Source organism: Kocuria sp. MNB10 (assembly GCF_054073685.1).
In genome coordinates this window covers 2,228,098-2,244,827 of record NZ_CM133411.1, presented here as the reverse complement: position 1 = coordinate 2,244,827, position 16,730 = coordinate 2,228,098, and the positions used below count along the sequence as shown (strand labels likewise).

The following is a 16,730-nucleotide window of genomic DNA, read 5'->3' as shown; positions in this document are numbered from 1 at the left end:
TCCAGTCGGCGTCGGGCCGGGAGGCGGGGGGAGGACCACCGGCGGGGTGGGCGTGTGGGGTGGGGTGACCATTGGGTCAGTCGGTGGCTGCGGTTTCGACGGCGTCCCGGAAGCCTTCCAGGGACTCGGGGTTGAGCACTTCCCCATCGAGGAAGAACGTGGGAGTCCCACCCACCCCCAGAGCCTCACCGTCAGCGACATCGAGCTCGATGCGCTCCTGGGTGGCCGGATCAGCCACCGCGGCGTCGAAGGCGGCCATGTCCAGGCCGAGGTCTTCGGCAAAGCCGCGGAAGACCGCGCTCTGGTCCTCGGCCGACTCCCCCCACTGTTCCTGGGTCTCGAACATACGCTGGTACATCGCCTCGTACTGTCCCTGCTGGGCGGCGGCTTCGACCGCGAGGGCGGCGTTCATGGAGTTGCGGTGGCCCGGCAGCGGGAAGTAGCGGTGGACGAAGGTGACGGTGTCGGCGTACTCGGCCCGCAGCTCCTCGATGACGGGGTAGGCGGCCCGGCACCCTTCGCACTCATAGTCCAGGAACTCCACCAGCACGGCCTGTTCGTCCGGTGCCTGGGAGAGCACCCGGCTGTTCTCCCGCACGACCTGCCCCTGGCCCTGGGGCACCGTTTCGGGGGTGGAGTTGGCACGGGCGATGAGGATCGGGATGGCCACGGCGGCCACGACGGCGACCAGGAGGACCCACACGATGATCTTGGCCTTGGAGGGCTTCTGCTTTGGGGTGGGCGGGCTGGCGGTAGTACTCACAGGGGTGTCCGTTCTGTCTCCGGCAGCAGGGCGTACCGGTGGAGGGGGCTAGGGGTGGAGGGTCTCATCGTGGCGGTGGGAGGCCGGTTCGATCTGGAAGGTGGAGTGCTCGATGGCTACGTCGAAGTCACGGGCCACGCAGGCCTGCAGATCCGCCAGGACGACCCCGGCGTGCTCAGCGTTCAGGCAGCCGTCGTGGACGGTGACGTGGGCCGAGAGCACCGGGGTGTCGGAGTCGATGCGCGAGGCGTGCAGATCGTGCACACCGACCACGTGCGGCAGGGCTTCCAAGCGGGTGCGGACCTGCTCGAGGTCCAGGCCCTTCGGGGTGGTTTCCATCAGGACCTCGATGGTGTCGCGCAGCAGGATCAGAGCCCGCGGCACGATCAGGGCGGCGATCAACAAGGACACGACCGCATCCGCCCGGGTCCACCCGGTGGTGGCGATGACGATCGCGGAGACGATCACCGCTACCGAGCCCAGGGCGTCGTTGGCCACCTCCAGGAACGCGGCCTTCATGTTCAGGTTCTCCCCCCGGCCCGAGGCGAGGATGACCAGCCCGATGATGTTGCCGACCAGCCCGACCACCCCGAACCACAGCATGGCCGTGGACTCGACCTCGGGGGGCTCCAACAGCCGGCGCACCCCTTCGACGGCGATGAACCCGCCCACAGCCAGCAGCACCGAGGCCTGGGCGGCCGCGGCGACGATCTCGGCGCGCTGGTACCCCCAGGTGCGTTTGTCCGTGGCCGGTTTCAGCGCCAGGGTCGCGGCGGTGAGGGCGATGAGCAGCCCGGCCGAGTCGGTGAACATGTGCCCGGCATCGGCCAGCAGCGCCAGGCTGCCCGAGACCACCGCACCGATGATCTCGGCGACCATAATCGTGGCGGTGATGGCGAACACCACTGCCAGTTTCCCCCTCCGCCCGGCGCCGGCGTGGGAATGATCGTGCTCGCCGCTCATACCGGAATCTCCTGGGTGGTGGCGTCATCGGCGAGGGCCTCGGCGGCGCACTCGGGTGTCCCGCACCGGCACACCGGTTCGACGGTGAGGATAGTGCCCAGCAGGTCCTCCAACGCGTGGGCCAGCTTGGGGTCCGAGAGTTCATAGCGCACGTTGCGCCCCACCGGCACGCCCACGACCAACCCGCAGTCGCGCAGACAGGCCAGGTGGTTGGACACGATCCGCCGGCTCACCCCGATCCGGGCCGCCAGTTCCGAGGGCACCGCTGGGCCCTGCTGCAGCTGCAGCAGCACCGCGGCCCGGGTGGGATCGGCCAGTGCTTTGCCGAAACGGGACATCGCCGCGACCGGGGACAAGATCCTCATCCAATAACCGTACAGCAGAATCTGTATCAAAGGAGATGAGGGGCTTCCCTTGATGATCGGGCAATGTCCAGCTCGTATTCATACGGTGAGGGCGGACGGGGGTGCCGTCCGCCACTGCGGCATCCCCGTCCCCCGAGCCATCGCTGCACCCTAAGGGCTCTCGCTCCAATGCCGAGGCGGAGCAGGATAAGCACTGCCCGCGTCCAGCGGAAGACAGGGCAAGGCCATGAGCACTCTCCGATCCTCTCCGCAGGACTGCTCCCCGTGTGCCGATTCGCTGGCGTGTGCACATCGACAGGATCGTGGCAATCGTTCGAGTCTGCGGCTACAGCTGCGGAGTGCACCCATGCGGTCCATCCGAGTGCACCCATGCGGTCCATCGACGATGATCCTGGCGGGGCACTCCGCACCTGACGGATGAGCCCACCGGCCGGCCTTCACCACATCGGCGAGACTCACCGGTAGGTGTAGTACCCGTCGACGGGCATGGCGTTGACGGAGTGGACGAAGGTGCCCTGGGTCGGGTTCAGCGCCGAGACCATCTTGCCGCCACCGATGTAGATGCCGATGTGGTTGCCGCCGTTCTGGGACACCAGGTCACCAGGCTGCGGGTTGGACGTCGGGGTGGCGGCGGCGATCTGCTGGAAGCTGGTGCGGGGGATGTCGATGCCGTTCTGGGCGTAGACCCAGCCGGTGAATCCGGAGCAGTCCCAGGCCCCGAAGGAGGTCCCGCCCCAGACGTAGCCGGTGCCCACGCCCTGCATGGCCGTGCCCACGATGCCGCCGGCGGCCGGGGCGATCTCGGTGATGGCGGTGGACTGCGGGCTCACGCTCGAGGTGGCGGCGCTCTGCTGCGGGGCCGGGGCTTGGTCGACGGGGGCGGCGGGCTGCGCGGCGACCGGGGCCGGGGTGGTGTAGGAGGCCAGATCGGCCATCGCCGAGGCCGGAGCCGCATAGGAGGACCCGGAGGCGGCGGGGATCTCGGCGTAGGCCTGGGCCGGAGCGATGGAGCCCACCAGCGCTGCGCCGGCGGCGGCGACGACGGTGGTGGTACGCACGGCGCGCGAGGAGGTCTGGGCGCGGTGACGGGCAGTGTGCTGCTTGAAAAGCGACATGGTGGAGTTCCTCCCTTTGCCTACGAGGTGAGCTGTCGGATGCGGGTGGGAGACACCCGGCCGCAGAACGCACGCGCTCTGAGACTTAACCCCAAGGCCCCGGTACACCGGGACCGGTAATGGTTCCCCCGCTTCTGCCAAGCGATTTCTCTTCAGGAACCCCGAGCACCGGCAGAACTCGGCGATGTGCCACGAGGGCGCCGACAGGATCAGTGGTCGGCACGCACTGAAGAGTACAAGGAGATTACGAAACAATCACAATCCGATTCGGGAATGTATAGAGATCGTAAAGAAGTGGTCAAGGCTTGATGAAGACCTGAATTGTTGTCGGCTTTTTCCTGTTAATTTCCCGAGAAAGGCGGGGCGCTCTGCGCTTTGAGTGAGGTGGCTTGTTGGTGCGTGGACGCTGCGCGGGGAGTCGTCGCCCACACAGCGGTGGGGACAGGAGCCACTTCAAAAGGCGCGGCGGGTGGATCGAGAGCGAAGCCCGCGGCCATCCTGGGATATTTCGCGCTGCATCAAGCCCCGGAAATTTGGGCTCTGTCCATGCTCGCACTGACTGGCGGAACGTTAGCCAGCGTTGTGGTCGAGGAGATGCCCGACCAAGCCCACGAAGGCGACACCAGCGTGCCGGGACCGATCCTGCTCACCGGCGGAGTTGCGCTGTTCGCCGCGATCTCCGTCTACCTCGGTTCCTGAGAAGCCGTGCGCCCCGGCGTCCTCGTCTCGGGGCGCCGACGCGTGCCGACCGTGCTCAGTGGGCGCAGTTGGGACCGCATCCACCGCAGTGTGCACCGTCCTCGGCGGTGAGGACCGCAACGGGAGTGCAGCAGGCGTCTCCGCGCCAGGCCTCCAGCCCCTCCTTGACCGCCACGGCGGCGATCACCAGCGCAGCCAGCGGGTCGGCCCAGGACCAGCCCAGGGTGCTGTTGAGCACCAGGCCTACCAGCAGCACGGCGGAGAGGTAGGTGCACAGCAGGGTCTGCTTGGAATCGGCCACCGCAGAAGCAGAGCCCAGCTCCCGGCCGGTGCGGCGTTCGAACCAGGACAGGAACGGCATGATGAGCAGGCTCACCGCGGCCAGGGCGATCCCGACCGGGGAGTGTTCCGGCTCGGCGGCCCCGAGCAGGGCGCGGATCGCATCGACGGTGACGAAGGCAGCCAGGCCGAAGAAGGAGAACGCGATCACCCGCATCGCCACCTTTTCCCGTCGGTGCGGGTCCGGGGCGGCGAACTGCCACGCCACCGCCGCCGCGGAGAGGACCTCCACGATCGAGTCCAGGCCGAAGCCGATCAGCGCCGAGGAGGAGGCGATGGTGCCGGCGGTCAGGGCGATGACCGCCTCGAGCACGTTGTAGGTGATGGTGCCGGCCACGATCCAGCGCACCCTGCGGTGCAGCACCGCCCGGCGTGCATCGGCGATGGGCTTGGGGTCCAGGGTCAGGGAGGTCATGTGCAGGTGCATCCTTCCGGGGAGCAGCAGGTCGGGTCCACGGTGACCACCAGCTCCAGCAGGTCCCCCAGGGCAGCCCCGAGGCGGGGATCGGCCAGGGAGTACCAGGTGCTGCGCCCCTCGGCGGTGGAGGTCACCAGCCCGCACCCGCGCAGGCACCCCAGCTGGTTGGAGATCACCTGCTTGGACACCCCCAGGGCCTGAGCCAGTTCCGAGGGCCGGGCCGGGGCGTCTCGGAGGGACAGCAGGATCCGGGTCCGGGTCCCGTCCGAGAGAGCATGGCCCAACCGGGACAGGGCCGAAGTATGGGTGGGGGTCACCGCGGTCATCCCCCCTACGGTACAGGTTTCTGTGTACTGTTGAGGGGTGGCCTGCTGGCACTCCTCGGGCGCACCAGCGGGTCACCCGGGGCGTGCTGCGTTTGCCGGATCGAGGAGGACCGTGATGATGTCGGAAGTGGCCCCGGCTCTGGCGCTGGGCCTGTACCTGGCCGGCCTGGTGACCGCCTTCGGTGTGCGGTCGTGGATCCACCGGCGCCGCACCGGCTCCAGCGGCTTCCGCGGGGTGAGCGGGGCGCCCGGCTCGCCCGAGTGGTGGGGCGGGATCCTGTTCGCGGCCGCCCTGGTTCTCGGTGCGGCCGGGCCCGTCCTGGCCCTCACCGGCACCGTGGCCGCACCCCGGCTCCCGCAAGCACTGTCCTGGGCCGGGGCGGTCGTCACCGTGGTGGGTTTCCTCGGTGTACTAGCCGCCCAGGCCGGCATGGGCGCCTCCTGGCGGGTGGGTGTCGACGCCACCGAACGCACCGAGCTGGTCACCACCGGGGCTTTCGCCGTGGTCCGCAACCCGATTTTCACCGCGATGCTCACCACCCTGGCCGGCCTGACCCTCCTGGTGCCCACCGTGGTCACTGCAGCGGCGTGGCTGTGCTTGCTGGTGGCCGTGGAGCTGCAGGTCCGTCTCGTCGAAGAGCCCTACCTGCTGAGCACCCACCGACAGGCCTACGCCTCCTACGCCGCTCATGTCGGCCGGTTCATGCCCGGTCTCGGCCGACTCCGCCCCGCACCCCTGGGCGAGCTGACCCCCTGAACCCAGGACCCCACCACTGGCCGACAGTTCCCCCACCCCAGGAGACCAGCACCGTCCGGAGTTCCATGCCCCTGTGATCGGCTGTCGAGGCGCCCAGCCCCTCCTGCGCGCGCACGTTTGGGGGCATGACCAAGCCCTCGAGGCCGGGCCCCCATTCCCCGCGCCGGAAAGTTCGTATAGCTTAACTTTCTATGAGGACCGGGACCGGGCGCACCGGCTCAACAGGTGTTGCCGCCACTTCCCCAGGAGAGCGGTGGGTGCGCCGCCAACCGCTGCCCTGGTTGTTGGGTCCAGCCTTCGTGGCCGCGGTCGCCTACGTGGACCCGGGCAACGTCGCGGCGAACCTCACCGCCGGCGCCCAGTACGGGTACCTGTTGGTGTGAGTGCTGGTGGCCGCCAATGCCATGGCGGTACTCATCCAGTACCTCTCGGCGAAGGTCGGGCTGGTCACCGGATCGAGCCTGCCCGAGTTGCTGGGCGACCGATTGCCCCGGGGCTGGCGGCTGGCCTACTGGGTCCAGGCCGAGCTGGTGGCCGCGGCCACTGACCTGGCCGAGGTAATCGGCGGGGCGATCGCCCTGCACATCCTCTTCGGGATCCCGCTGCTGGCCGGGGGCGTGATCGTCGGGGTGATCTCGATGCTGCTGCTGGTCCTGCAGACCCGCCGGGGCCCTCGGTTTTTCGAGTTCGTCGTGACCGGCCTACTGGCGATCGTCACCGCCGGTTTCGTCACCGGCCTGTTCTTCGGCCCCGTGTCGTGGGACGAGGCCGTCGCCGGGATCGTCCCACGGTTCGAGGGCACCCCGACGGTCCTGCTGGCCGCGAGCATGCTCGGGGCCACGGTGATGCCCCACGCCATCTACGCCCACTCCGCCCTGGCGCGGGACCGCCACGGGCACTCGGTGCCCGCCGAGGCCCTGCCGCGGCTGCTGACCGCCACCCGGTGGGACGTGCTGCTGTCCCTGCTCGTGGCCGGGTCGGTGAACATCGCGATGCTGCTTTTGGCCGCGGGCAATCTCGCCGGGGTGCCCGGCACCGACAGCATCGAAGGAGCCCATGCGGCGATCACCGCCGCCCTGGGCCCGGCCGTCGGGGTCGCCTTCGGCATCGGGTTGCTGGCCTCCGGTCTGGCCTCGACCTCGGTGGGCTCCTACGCCGGATCAGCGATCATGGGCGGGTTGCTGCACGTGCGCATCCCGGTGTTCACCCGCCGGCTGATCACCCTGATCCCGGCCCTGGTCATCATCGCCGTCGGGGTGGACCCGACCTGGGCGCTGGTGCTGTCCCAGGTGCTGCTGAGCCTGGGCATCCCTTTCGCCCTGATCCCGTTGGTGCGACTGAGCAGCAACCGGGATCTGATGGGCGCCTTCGTGAACAAGGTGGCCTTGACTGTCGCCGCCTGGGTGGTCGTGGCCCTGATCGTGTCGTTGAATCTGGCGCTGATCATCCTGACCGCCACCGGGGCCGATTGAGTGGGCCCGGCAGCTCCGGCGCGGCACTCGGTAGCGTGGATCCCATGGACTTGAGTGAGATCACCCCGGTCGCCCAGGACTATCTCAAGGCGATCTGGTCGGCCACCGAATGGGGCGACCCGCCGATCACCACCACAGCCCTGGCGGCGCGGATGGGGACCTCCGCCCCCAACGTCACCGACACCGTCAAGCGACTGGCCGCCCAGGGGCTCGTCGAGTACCAGCCCTACAAACCCGTCACCCTCACCCCGCAGGGGCGCGCGTACGCGGTCGCGATGGTGCGCCGGCACCGACTGCTGGAGACCTTCCTCGTCACCACCCTGGGGTATCCGTGGGAGGAGGTCCACGACGAGGCCGAACGTCTCGAGCACGCCGTCTCCGACGCGATGATCGAGCGCATCGACGCCCAGCTGGGACAGCCTACGGCCGATCCGCACGGGGACCCGATCCCCACCGCGCAGGGACGCACCCGCCGCCCACTCAACACCACCCGGCTCACCAGGGCGAGGCCGGGACGATACGAGATCGTTCGTCTCTCTGATGCCGACCCGCAACTCCTGACCCGGTTCCGCGCCTGCGGCCTCGTGCCGGGCGGGCCTTTTCGTGTCATCGCCCAGGGAGCCAGCGGAACCACCGGTGTACCGGGGAACCAGCACACCGCGATCGATCTGGCCCCGGTGGAAGCCGAGGCCATCTGGGTGACACCCATCACCATCCTCAATACTCTCCGGAGCCTCTGAGAGCTGGTCACCGGACGAGCCCCTCACAGGACGCCGGTCTCAGCCGGCGGAGAGGATCTCGACGATGCGCTCCGGGTGACGGGTCGAGGTCAACCAATAAGGGGTGGGATCCACGGGATCGGTGATCTGGATGCGGACCACCGGGCCCACGGAGACGCGGAAGTTCATGTAGGCGCGGGCGTCAAGCTCGGGGCCCCGCACCCGTTGCACGGCGCTGCCGCGAAACGCTTCGGCCTCGCCCACAAACCGACGCTCGATACGGGCCCGCCCCACCTGCAACGACTCCCCGGTGATCACGATCCCGGTGCTCGAAACAATCAACGCCACCGCAGTGCCGCCGGCGACCACGGCCCCGACGGCCGTCCCGGCCCACATGTTGATCGGGGCCAGGGCAATGAAACCCACCAGGCCCGCGAAGAGCACGAGCAACCACATCCACCACGCGGCCGACAACCGTTCCTCGTACAGGACCGCCCCAGGGGCGGCCTTCGCGGGAAGGTTTTCGGCCCCAGGTTCGGCCGGGGAGGATCCCTGGGCGCTGCGGGACTCATCGGGTGGGCAGACGCCGGGGGACGCAGGATGGGACATGCTGCAACCCTCTCATGACAGCGCCCCCGCGGACCTTCTGGTCCGTGATCCCGGGGAGCAGATCCCGTCCGATCTGGGGTTTCTGGTTCGGCCCGATCACTGCCCCACCCAGAAATGACTTTGTGATGGGCGACAAGTGAGGAGTGTTCATCGATACCCGGCACTTCGGGAGCCCCCGTCGAGGACCTGGAGGCCACGGTTCTGCTGCCCAAGAATTGCATCCAGTGGTGCAAGAGCAATGCTGCGGGGTGCTGTCACCAGCCACGACAGCGTGCGGATGGGGCCCTCACCGATGTTATGTGGGTGAGGGCCAGCCACAAGCTGGATGGCCCCCACCAAAGCGCGATCAGTGCCCGAGGCCGGTCTTGTGGCTCACGTCCTTGTACCAGTCCGACCAGCCGTGACCGTCCCAGTAGCGGTACTTGACCACGTGGTACACCTTCTTGTCCTGGTGGTGATTGAAGTGGCGCCACTGCCCCCCCGCCCCAGGTTTCACCGCCGTGGTGGTTGAAGCTGTACTGGTAGTAGTCACTGCCGTGCTCGTGAGAATTCCCGTACTTGTCCTCGGCGTAGTAGTACTGCTTCACCTGCACCTTGGTGTAGCTGGGCTGACCCCGTTTTTTAGGTCCGGTGGTTCTGGGAGTCGTCCTGTCGCCCGTGGTTGCGGGCAGGGAGACTGGTCAGATCATGTCGAACAGCAGGAAGCGTCACACCCCGGAGCAGGTCGTCCGCAAGCTCGGGCAGGCCGACAGGATGCTCGCCGACGGCAGCGACATCGCCGCGGTGTGTCGGGAGCTTGGGATATCCGAGCAGGGGGCTTGACCCTTGATCTTGGACACGCGGTATCCAGCACGATGCTGGGGAAGCGAGAATCCAAGGATGGCCAGGAAGAACTACACCGACGAGTTCCGTCGCCGGGCGGTGGACTTGTACGAGTCCACGCCGGGCGCGACGCTCAAGGGGATCGCGGCGGATCTGGGCGTGTCCCGGGGCTCGTTGAAGGAGTGGGTCGACAAGCTCGGCTCTAGGACCACGACCGCGGGGGCGCCCACGGCCGCGCCGGCCGGTCGGCCGGAGTCGCAGGCTGCGCGGATCGCCCGGCTGGAGGCCGAGAACGCGGCGCTGCGGACCGAGCAGGCCAAGCTCGCCGAGGAGCGGGACATCTTGCGCCAGGCGGCGAAGTATTTCGCCGGGGAGACGAACTGGTGAACCGCTTCCAGTTCGTTGAGGACCACAAGGACGCCTGGAGCGTGAAGCGGTTGTGCGAGGTCGTGGAGATCGCGAGGTCGTCGTTCTACGCATGGCTGGCCGCCGCGCCGCAACGGGCCGCGAGGGTGGCAGCGGACGCGGCGCTGGCGGCACGGATCCGGGCGCTGCAAGACCCGCAGCAGGGCGGGGACCGCGCATCCGGGGCGCCGCGGATCACCGCCGACCTCAACGAGGACGCGCCTGCCGACGAGCGGGTCAACCACAAGCGGGTGGCCCGCGTGATGCGTCAGCACGGCTTGGCCGGCATCCGCCTGCGCAAGCGCGTGAAGACTACGGTGCCGGACCAGTCCGACCGGAAGTTCCCCGACCTGGTCGGCCGAGACTTCACCGCTGGGGAGCCGGGCCGCCGCTACGTGGGCGACATCACTTACCTGCCCATCGCCGACGGCACGAATCTCTACCTCGCGTCCTGCATCGATCTGGGCTCGCGGAAGCTGGCAGGGTGGAGCATGGCCGGGCACATGCGCACCGAACTCGTCGAGGACGCGCTCAGGACCGCGCGGCGCGAGCGCGGCACTCTGCGCGGCGCGATCTTCCACTCGGACCACGGGTCGGTCTACACCTCGAAGTCGTACGCAACTCTCTGCGAGCGGCTCGGGGTGACCCAGTCGATGGGCGCGATCGGCTCGTCCGCGGACAACGCCTTGGCCGAATCGTTCAACGCGGCTCTCAAGCGCGAGCTGCTCGAGGGTCGCCCCGCGTTCCCCGACCAGGCCACGGCTTACCGGGCCGTGTTCCGGTGGGCGAACCGCTACAACACCCGCCGCCGCCACTCCGCGATCGGCAACATCGCCCCGAACGCCTACGAGACCGCTGCGTCCGCTATGAAGCGCCCTGGGTCTGATGGAGACTCGCGCTATTTGATTCCGACCAGGTGTTCGCGGTCGGCTTGGACAGCATAGAACGCGTTCTCGAACTCGGCGGGCGGGACGTCGCCGAGGTAGCTGTGGAGGCGCTGCGTGTTGTGCCAGTGCACCCAACCGAGGGTGGCGAGCTCGAGATTCTCGACCGTCTTCCACGGCCCGGACCGGGCCGGCCCGCGGACGAGTTCGGCCTTGTAGTACCCGTTCACCGTCTCGGCCAGGGCATTGTCATAGCTGTCACCGACGGTCCCGATCGACGGCGTCGCGCCGATCTCCGCGAGGCGTTCGCCGTAGCGAATGGACGTGAATTGACCGGGTTCAACCGGTGGTTGCAACACCGGCTTGTTGGAGCAACAGTAGCTGCTCGTTGAAGGCTTCGGCAGGGGTTCTCCAGCCGAGGGTCTTGCGGGGCCTTGTGTTGAGTGCGTGAGCGACGGCTTCAATCTCCTCTGCCGTCCAGCTCGACAGGTCGGTGCCCTTGGGGAAGTACTGGCGCAGTAGTCCGTTGGTGTTCTCGTTCGTGCCGCGTTGCCAGGGGGACTGCGGATCGGCGAAGAACACCGGGATGCCCGTCTCGACCGTGAACTGTGCGTGAGCGGACATCTCCTTGCCGCGATCCCAGGTCAACGACCTCGCCAGTTGGGCGGGCAGCGTCGACATCGTGCTCGCCAGCGCGTTCTTCATCGTGATCGCGCCATAGCCGGCCAGCGCGGGGCCGTTCTTGGGTGTTTCCTTGTGTCGGTATCCCTTCTCACGGGGGAGGTGGACCAGCATCGTGAACCTGGTCGTGCGGTCGACGACGGTGCCAATCGCTGAGCGCTCGAGCCCAATCAGCAGGTCACCCTCCCAATGGCCGGGAACAGCTCGGTCTCCGGCTTCTGCGGGACGTTCGCTGATCAGCGTTCCAGGAGTGACGTGCGCCCAAGTCTTGCGGCGTGACCGTTCCCGCGGCGCGCGCAGCGCCCGGCCCGTGCGCAGACACCAGACAAGCTCGCGTTTGAGCGCGCCGCGGCCCTGAATGTAGAGGGATTGGTAGATCGCCTCGTGACTGATGCGCATGGACTCATCATCGGGGAAGTCGACCTTGAGCCGGTTGCTGATCTGCTCCGGACTCCACGCCGTGGACCACCCGCGGTGCTTACGGTGGGGCTTGTTGATCCCCGTGAACCGTGGGGGCTCGGGACCGATTATCACCTTGCCATCAGGCGTGGCGATCTGCCCCGATAATCGGTCCTGGACGTAGGTATGCAACCGCACGTTCGTGACCAGCTTCGCCGCCTTCGGGCGTTTCGCGGCCATGTCGGCCTTCCACTGCGCAACCGACGCTCGATACCCGCGACTTCCGTAGCGGACGGCCGCATTCCGCCGCAGCTCACGGGAGATCGTCCCCGGGTTACGGCCTAGAGTTCGAGCGATCTCGCGCACGCCGCGTCCCTGAGCACGCAGGAATGCGATCTCCTCACGCTCAGCGAACGACAGGTAGCGTCCGGTTGGCGTGAACTTCAGATCGAATGGAGGCATGCCGCCAGCGTGGCGGAACCATCGCTGACCGACAGCTTGCGCCACGCCGACCACGGCAGCAGCCTCGATGGGCAATAGCCCCTTGGCGATCTCCGCCCAGAACGCCGCCTCGACATGCCGTTGGAACTTCGGATGCCCAGGGGACCGAAGCTTCGGTCGCTCCGCCCGATCTGCTGCCTGCTGACGACGAACCATCTGACACCTCCCGATCGAGGTGTTGCGACGACCAGTTGAATCCGCCTTGAGACCCCGCGTCGCTGTGACACCGCAGGTCCGCGTGGCGGTGACCTCTGGACCAGCGGGCCATCTCGATGGCGTCGAGGATCATCTCGGTGCGCATGTGCGACGCGACCCGCCACCCGACGATCATGCGGGAGAACGCGTCGATGATGAAGCACACGTACGCGACACCGGCCCAGGTCGCCACGAACGTCAGATCCGTCACCCAGAGCCGGTTCGGAGCGGTCGCGGTGAACTCCCGCTGCACCAGATCCGGGTGTCGCGCGGACGCCGGATCCGGCCTGGTCGTCTTCACCCGTTTCGAGCGCCTTGCGCCCTCGATCCCTGCCACCTTCATCAACCTCGCGGTCTGGTCGCGGCCGATCGCGATCCCCGCCCGCCGGGCCGCCTTCCAGAGCTTGCGGACCCCGTAGACCCGGTAGTTCGCCTCCCACAGCTCGACGAGCCGCGGGATCAGCTCCTCGTCCCGCTGGGCACGGGCGGACGGGGTGCGGGTCTTAGCGGCGTAGTAGCTGCTCGGAGCCACCTGCAACTGTCTGCAGATGAGCTCGACTCCGAGCCGGCGACCGTCGACGAGGTCGTCCTTGTTCGCGTCGATGAACGCGACTACTTCCGGTAGTGGCGGTCGAGCTCCGCCCCGAAGAAAGACGCAGCCCGCTTCAGCACCTCGTTGGCCCGGCGAAGCTCGCGGACTTCTTGCTCGAGCTCTTTCACCCGCTGCGCCTCCGCCGAGCTCACGCCGGAGGTGACACCCTCGTCGATGTCGGCCTGCTTCACCCACATCCGCACGGATTCGACCCCGTACCCGAGCTGCGTCGCGACTCGCTGCACGGTTCCTTGCGTGACCCCGAGCTCGGCCCGCAGCGTCCTCACCATCCGCACCGCGGCGGCCTTCTCCTCGTCCGAGTAGCGACGCGTCGTCGGCTTCCCATTCGCCAGTTCCTTCGGCATAACTCCATCCTCGTTTCCAAGGTCAGGAGCCTCCAACAAACTCAGGGCGCTTCACACAGCACGGTTCACTAGGCTGGGCGGGTGAGCACAAACCTTTCCAAGATCTTCGTCGCGAGACTCATCGGCCTGGACGTCTTCGACCCGTTGGGCGACCGCCTGGGGCGATTGCGCGACGTCGTGGTGCTGTTGCGCCCGGGTAGCAAACCGTCGGTGCGCACCCGCCCGCTCGTCGTGGGTCTCGTGGTGGAGGTGCTCGGGAAGAAGCGTGTGTTCGTGCCCATGACGCGTGTTACGAGCATCGACGCGGAGCAGATCATCTCCACCGGGCTCGTGAACCTGCGCCGCTTCGAGCAGCGCGGTGCCGAGACGCTGGCCGTGGGTGAGCTCTTCGACCGCACCGTGGTGCTGTTGGACGGTTCCGGGACCGCCACGATCGAGGACGTGGCCATGGAGAAGAGCAACAACCGGGGTGACTGGGTCATTTCGCAGTTGTTCGTGCGCAGGTCGCAGGCCACGGGAGGCTTGATCCGGCGTCGTAATCAGACGCTCGTGGTGGACTGGGAGGACGCGGACGACCCGTCCAACGCGGGGCCGCAACCGGCCACGCAGTGGATCGCGCAGCACGAGGAGGACCAGGCCGCGGACATCGCGGACGAGCTGCGGGACATGCCGGACAAGCGCAAGCTCGAGATCGCGGCGGAACTGCAGGACGAGCGGCTCGCGGACGTGCTCGAGGAGCTGCCGGAGGACGACCAGGTCTTCATTCTGACCCACCTGGACAACGAGCGCGCCGTCACGCTGCTCGCCGAGATGGACCCCGACGACGCGACCGACCTGCTCAACGAACTGCCGGAAGCGGAGGCCGAGCGGTTCATCACCATGATGGAACCCGAGGACGCGGAGGACGTCCGGCGCCTGCGCGAGTACGAGGAGGGCACGGCCGGTTCGCTCATGACGCCCGTCCCCATCGTGCTGCCCCCGGAGGCCACCGTGGCGGAAGCGCTCGCGCACATCCGCCAGGAGGAGGTCATCCCGGCCGCGGCATCCGCGGTGCTCGTGTGCCGCCCGCCGCTCGAGACCCCCACGGGTAAGTACCTGGGTCTCGTGCACACGCAGCGACTGCTGCGTTACCCGCCGCCCGAGGCGATTGGTAACCTAATCGATCGGTCCATCGAGCCCGTCTCGGACCAGGCGTCCTTAGCCGACGTCGCTCGCGAACTGGCCACGTACGACCTCACGATCCTGCCGGTCGTCAACGACCAGGACCGGCTCGTGGGTGCGGTCACGATCGACGACGTCCTGGACGCCCTGCTGCCCGAGGACTGGCGCACGTACGACGACGGAACCCCGGTCCGGAAGGTGGGTAAGCGGTATGAGTAATCCCCGGCGCAGCGCGTCCTCGCAGTATTCGCCCGCCCCCCTGGACCAACCGCGCGAGAAACGCCCGGGGTACCTGACCCGCTTCCGCCCCAACCCGGACGCCTTCGGGCGGCTCACGGAGTCCTTCGCCCGCTGGATGGGCACGCCCCAGTTCTTGCTGTGGATGACCGTGTTCGTCACGGTGTGGTTGGCGTGGAACACCCTGGCGCCCGAGAGCATGCAGTTCGATCCGCGCGCGTTGAACTTCACGCTGCTGACACTGATGCTCTCGTTGCAGGCCTCCTACGCCGCTCCCTTGTTGCTGCTCGCGCAGAACCGGCAGGACGACCGTGACCGCGTGGTCGCCGAGGAGGACCGTAAACGCGGGCAACAGAACCTCGCGGACACCGAGTACCTCACCCGGGAGATCGCGTCCCTGCGCATCGCGTTGCGCGAGGTCGCGACCCGCGACTACGTCCGCTCCGAGTTGCGCGGGCTGCTCGAGGAGATCCTCGAGGACCAGGACCGCCGCGCCGCCGGTCAGGCCGCCGCGCAGTCCCAGGCCACCAAGTCCAAGACCAAGAAGTCCGAGGGCAAGAAGTCCGACGGCTCCACCAGGGCCCCGCGTGCGAAGAAGATCGAGCTCGAGGACCCCGAGCAGGAAGGACCGCATCAGTGAACGGGAGCACCATCGACCCCCGACTGCGCGCAGCCCTGGACGGCGTGATCGACCCCGAGCTGCGCCGCCCGGTGACCGAGCTCGGGATGATCCCCGAGGCCGTCCTCGAAGGCGGGACGGCACGCGTGACCGTGCTGCTCACGGTCTCCGGGTGCCCCATGCGCACCACGATCGAAGCGGATCTCCGTGCCGCCCTGAACGAGCTCCCAGACGTCCGCGACGTCGCCGTGGACGTGGGTGTGATGACCCCGGCGCAGCGCCAGGAACTGCAGGAGAAGCTCGGGCACCACCGCACCAACCCGTTCGCGGACCCGCATTCACTCACCCGCGTGCACGCGATCACGAGCGGCAAGGGCGGGGTGGGAAAGTCCAGCGTGACGGTGAACATCGCCGCCGCGCTGGCCGCGATGGGACGCACCGTGGGCATCGTGGACGCGGACATCCACGGCTTCTCAGTACCCGGTCTTCTGGGGATCGCGCAACCACCCACGCGCGTGGGGGACATGATCCTGCCGCCCGTCGTGGAGGTCCCGGAGGGTGCGGACCGCCGGCCCGAGGACAGCGCGGCTGGGGCCGGTCACCGCTCGCGCGGGGTGCTCAAGGTGATCTCGATCGGGATGTTCGTGGATCCCGCCCAGCCCGTGGCGTGGCGCGGCCCCATGCTGCACCGCGCGGTGGAGCAGTTCCTCACGGACGTGCACTTCGGGGACCTGGACCACCTGCTCCTGGACCTGCCCCCGGGCACGGGGGACATCGCGATCTCGGTGGGTCAGCTGCTGCCCCGCTCGGGCGTGGTCGTGGTCTCCACGCCCCAGCACGCCGCCGTGAGCGTGGCCCAGCGTTCGGGGACGCTCGCCGAGCAGACCGAGCAGAAGGTCACGGGCGTCGTCGAGAACATGTCTGCGATGGTCATGCCGGACGGCACGCGCATGGAAGTCTTCGGAGCGGGCGGTGGCGAGACGATCGCGAGCTCGCTGTCCGAGCGCCTGGGCTACCCCGTCCCCCTGCTCGGCAGCGTCCCCCTGGACGTCACCGTGCGGGAGGCCTCGGACCGCGGCGTGCCCGCGGTATGGGATCGGCCGAACTCCCCCGCCGCCGAGCAGCTGTGGGCCGTCGCGCGCGCCCTGGATCAGCAGGGCCGCGGGCTGGCCGGTAAGAATCTGGGCATCACGCCGCGCGGTTGAGCGATCTCCCTCGGGACGCCGCCGCCGCACGGCCCGGTTCCCGCTCGCCCGGCACCTACCCGTCTGTTCACGCGGCGTCGACCTCCGCGCGGCGTCGGTCTGATGACGGGACGGTTGTC

The 16,730-nt window shown here is 68.3% G+C and carries 15 protein-coding genes, 5 pseudogenes, 1 riboswitch and 1 other annotated feature; of the genes and pseudogenes, 9 read left to right on the top strand and 11 right to left on the bottom strand.

The genetic code is table 11. The features are described from left to right. Window positions 1-76: 76 nt before the first annotated feature. The 4 genes from ACW9PK_RS10270 to ACW9PK_RS10255 all read right to left on the bottom strand — a co-directional run bounded on the left by ACW9PK_RS10270 (window position 77) and on the right by ACW9PK_RS10255 (window position 3,206). Complete coding sequence (locus ACW9PK_RS10270) at window positions 77-763, bottom strand: DsbA family protein (protein WP_019311267.1); 687 nt, start codon at window positions 761-763, stop codon at window positions 77-79. Window positions 764-811: 48 nt separating this feature from the next. Further along, window positions 812-1,726, bottom strand: a complete 915-nt coding sequence (locus tag ACW9PK_RS10265) for a cation diffusion facilitator family transporter (protein WP_019311266.1) — start codon at window positions 1,724-1,726, stop codon at window positions 812-814. After that, window positions 1,723-2,091: an ArsR/SmtB family transcription factor gene (locus ACW9PK_RS10260; RefSeq protein WP_085108715.1), complete on the bottom strand. Its 369-nt coding sequence runs from the start codon at window positions 2,089-2,091 to the stop codon at window positions 1,723-1,725. Before ACW9PK_RS10260 ends, ACW9PK_RS10265 begins: the two co-directional genes overlap by 4 nt. Window positions 2,092-2,546: 455 nt before the next feature. Beyond that, a complete protein-coding gene (locus tag ACW9PK_RS10255) occupies window positions 2,547-3,206 on the bottom strand; it encodes a C40 family peptidase (protein WP_019311264.1) in 660 nt (219 codons plus the stop codon). A gap of 5 nt (window positions 3,207-3,211) precedes the next feature. Continuing rightward, window positions 3,212-3,365, bottom strand: a riboswitch (cyclic di-AMP (ydaO/yuaA leader). A 387-nt stretch (window positions 3,366-3,752) separates the two neighbouring features. On the opposite strand from ACW9PK_RS10255, the gene ACW9PK_RS10250 reads away from it, so the two are divergent. Then, on the top strand, window positions 3,753-3,905 hold the full coding sequence (locus tag ACW9PK_RS10250) for a hypothetical protein (RefSeq protein WP_156125410.1): 153 nt from the start codon (window positions 3,753-3,755) through the stop codon (window positions 3,903-3,905). 55 nt (window positions 3,906-3,960) lie between these two features. On the opposite strand, the gene ACW9PK_RS10245 is transcribed toward ACW9PK_RS10250, so the two are convergent. Beyond that, window positions 3,961-4,659 carry a cation transporter gene (locus ACW9PK_RS10245; protein ID WP_019311262.1) on the bottom strand — a complete coding sequence of 233 codons (699 nt, stop codon included), beginning with the start codon at window positions 4,657-4,659 and terminating at the stop codon, window positions 3,961-3,963. Beyond that, on the bottom strand, window positions 4,656-4,988 hold the full coding sequence (locus ACW9PK_RS10240; RefSeq protein ID WP_019311261.1) for an ArsR/SmtB family transcription factor: 333 nt from the start codon (window positions 4,986-4,988) through the stop codon (window positions 4,656-4,658). Before ACW9PK_RS10240 ends, ACW9PK_RS10245 begins: the two co-directional genes overlap by 4 nt. A 115-nt stretch (window positions 4,989-5,103) precedes the next feature. Here ACW9PK_RS10240 and ACW9PK_RS10235 point away from each other — a divergent pair, with 115 nt between their 5' ends. The 3 genes and pseudogenes from ACW9PK_RS10235 (at window position 5,104) to ACW9PK_RS10225 (ending at window position 7,957) form a co-directional block, all read left to right on the top strand. Beyond that, complete coding sequence (locus tag ACW9PK_RS10235; protein ID WP_019311260.1) at window positions 5,104-5,745, top strand: methyltransferase family protein; 642 nt, start codon at window positions 5,104-5,106, stop codon at window positions 5,743-5,745. A gap of 191 nt (window positions 5,746-5,936) precedes the next feature. Continuing rightward, window positions 5,937-7,217: pseudogene (locus ACW9PK_RS10230) on the top strand (Nramp family divalent metal transporter). Window positions 7,218-7,261: 44 nt separating this feature from the next. Then, window positions 7,262-7,957: a metal-dependent transcriptional regulator gene (locus ACW9PK_RS10225; RefSeq protein WP_019311257.1), complete on the top strand. Its 696-nt coding sequence runs from the start codon at window positions 7,262-7,264 to the stop codon at window positions 7,955-7,957. Window positions 7,958-7,996: 39 nt separating this feature from the next. Here the strand turns inward: ACW9PK_RS10225 and ACW9PK_RS10220 are convergent, their stop codons facing one another. Both ACW9PK_RS10220 and ACW9PK_RS10215 read right to left on the bottom strand, forming a co-directional pair. Continuing rightward, window positions 7,997-8,545 carry a DUF3093 domain-containing protein gene (locus tag ACW9PK_RS10220; RefSeq protein WP_231559544.1) on the bottom strand — a complete coding sequence of 183 codons (549 nt, stop codon included), beginning with the start codon at window positions 8,543-8,545 and terminating at the stop codon, window positions 7,997-7,999. Window positions 8,546-8,891: 346 nt separating this feature from the next. Beyond that, window positions 8,892-9,041, bottom strand: a complete 150-nt coding sequence (locus tag ACW9PK_RS10215; RefSeq protein WP_159450063.1) for a hypothetical protein — start codon at window positions 9,039-9,041, stop codon at window positions 8,892-8,894. A gap of 191 nt (window positions 9,042-9,232) precedes the next feature. On the opposite strand from ACW9PK_RS10215, the pseudogene ACW9PK_RS10210 reads away from it, so the two are divergent. Then, window positions 9,233-9,358: pseudogene (locus tag ACW9PK_RS10210) on the top strand (IS3 family transposase); the annotation flags it as partial. A 66-nt stretch (window positions 9,359-9,424) separates the two neighbouring features. Continuing rightward, window positions 9,425-10,638 (top strand): annotated as a pseudogene (locus ACW9PK_RS10205) (IS3 family transposase); the annotation flags it as partial. A 32-nt stretch (window positions 10,639-10,670) separates the two neighbouring features. On the opposite strand, the pseudogene ACW9PK_RS10200 reads toward ACW9PK_RS10205, so the two are convergent. From ACW9PK_RS10200 to ACW9PK_RS10190, 3 genes and pseudogenes are all read right to left on the bottom strand, one after another. After that, a pseudogene (locus tag ACW9PK_RS10200) lies at window positions 10,671-10,988 on the bottom strand (integrase core domain-containing protein); the annotation flags it as partial. A gap of 7 nt (window positions 10,989-10,995) precedes the next feature. Next, window positions 10,996-12,393, bottom strand: a complete 1,398-nt coding sequence (locus ACW9PK_RS10195; RefSeq protein ID WP_029603730.1) for an IS30 family transposase — start codon at window positions 12,391-12,393, stop codon at window positions 10,996-10,998. 46 nt (window positions 12,394-12,439) lie between these two features. Continuing rightward, window positions 12,440-13,389, bottom strand: a pseudogene (locus ACW9PK_RS10190) (IS3 family transposase); the annotation flags it as partial. After that, window positions 12,956-13,090 (bottom strand) — a sequence feature (AL1L pseudoknot). (Overlaps the previous pseudogene by 135 nt.) 81 nt (window positions 13,390-13,470) lie before the next feature. On the opposite strand from ACW9PK_RS10190, the gene ACW9PK_RS10185 reads away from it, so the two are divergent. The 3 genes from ACW9PK_RS10185 to ACW9PK_RS10175 are packed head-to-tail and all read left to right on the top strand — an operon-like array spanning window position 13,471 to window position 16,611. After that, window positions 13,471-14,769, top strand: a complete 1,299-nt coding sequence (locus ACW9PK_RS10185) for a magnesium transporter MgtE N-terminal domain-containing protein (RefSeq protein WP_064846075.1) — start codon at window positions 13,471-13,473, stop codon at window positions 14,767-14,769. Then, window positions 14,762-15,427, top strand: a complete 666-nt coding sequence (locus tag ACW9PK_RS10180; protein WP_085107180.1) for a DUF1003 domain-containing protein — start codon at window positions 14,762-14,764, stop codon at window positions 15,425-15,427. Before ACW9PK_RS10185 ends, ACW9PK_RS10180 begins: the two co-directional genes overlap by 8 nt. Then, entirely contained in the window at window positions 15,424-16,611 is a 1,188-nt protein-coding gene (locus ACW9PK_RS10175) for a P-loop NTPase (RefSeq protein ID WP_085107178.1), read from the top strand. Before ACW9PK_RS10180 ends, ACW9PK_RS10175 begins: the two co-directional genes overlap by 4 nt. The last annotated feature ends 119 nt before the right edge of the window (window positions 16,612-16,730 follow it).

Excerpts from the sequence above, each read along its gene's own strand:
- ACW9PK_RS10265 (WP_019311266.1), bottom strand. The coding sequence starts at position 1,726 with ATGAGCGGCGAGCACGATCATTCCCACGCCGGCGCCGGGCGGAGGGGG.
- ACW9PK_RS10260 (WP_085108715.1), bottom strand. The coding sequence starts at position 2,091 with ATGAGGATCTTGTCCCCGGTCGCGGCGATGTCCCGTTTCGGCAAAGCA.
- ACW9PK_RS10255 (WP_019311264.1), bottom strand. The coding sequence starts at position 3,206 with ATGTCGCTTTTCAAGCAGCACACTGCCCGTCACCGCGCCCAGACCTCC.
- ACW9PK_RS10250 (WP_156125410.1), top strand. The coding sequence starts at position 3,753 with ATGCTCGCACTGACTGGCGGAACGTTAGCCAGCGTTGTGGTCGAGGAG.
- ACW9PK_RS10245 (WP_019311262.1), bottom strand. The coding sequence starts at position 4,659 with ATGACCTCCCTGACCCTGGACCCCAAGCCCATCGCCGATGCACGCCGG.
- ACW9PK_RS10240 (WP_019311261.1), bottom strand. The coding sequence starts at position 4,988 with ATGACCGCGGTGACCCCCACCCATACTTCGGCCCTGTCCCGGTTGGGC.
- ACW9PK_RS10235 (WP_019311260.1), top strand. The coding sequence starts at position 5,104 with ATGATGTCGGAAGTGGCCCCGGCTCTGGCGCTGGGCCTGTACCTGGCC.
- ACW9PK_RS10225 (WP_019311257.1), top strand. The coding sequence starts at position 7,262 with ATGGACTTGAGTGAGATCACCCCGGTCGCCCAGGACTATCTCAAGGCG.
- ACW9PK_RS10220 (WP_231559544.1), bottom strand. The coding sequence starts at position 8,545 with ATGTCCCATCCTGCGTCCCCCGGCGTCTGCCCACCCGATGAGTCCCGC.
- ACW9PK_RS10195 (WP_029603730.1), bottom strand. The coding sequence starts at position 12,393 with ATGGTTCGTCGTCAGCAGGCAGCAGATCGGGCGGAGCGACCGAAGCTT.
- ACW9PK_RS10180 (WP_085107180.1), top strand. The coding sequence starts at position 14,762 with ATGAGTAATCCCCGGCGCAGCGCGTCCTCGCAGTATTCGCCCGCCCCC.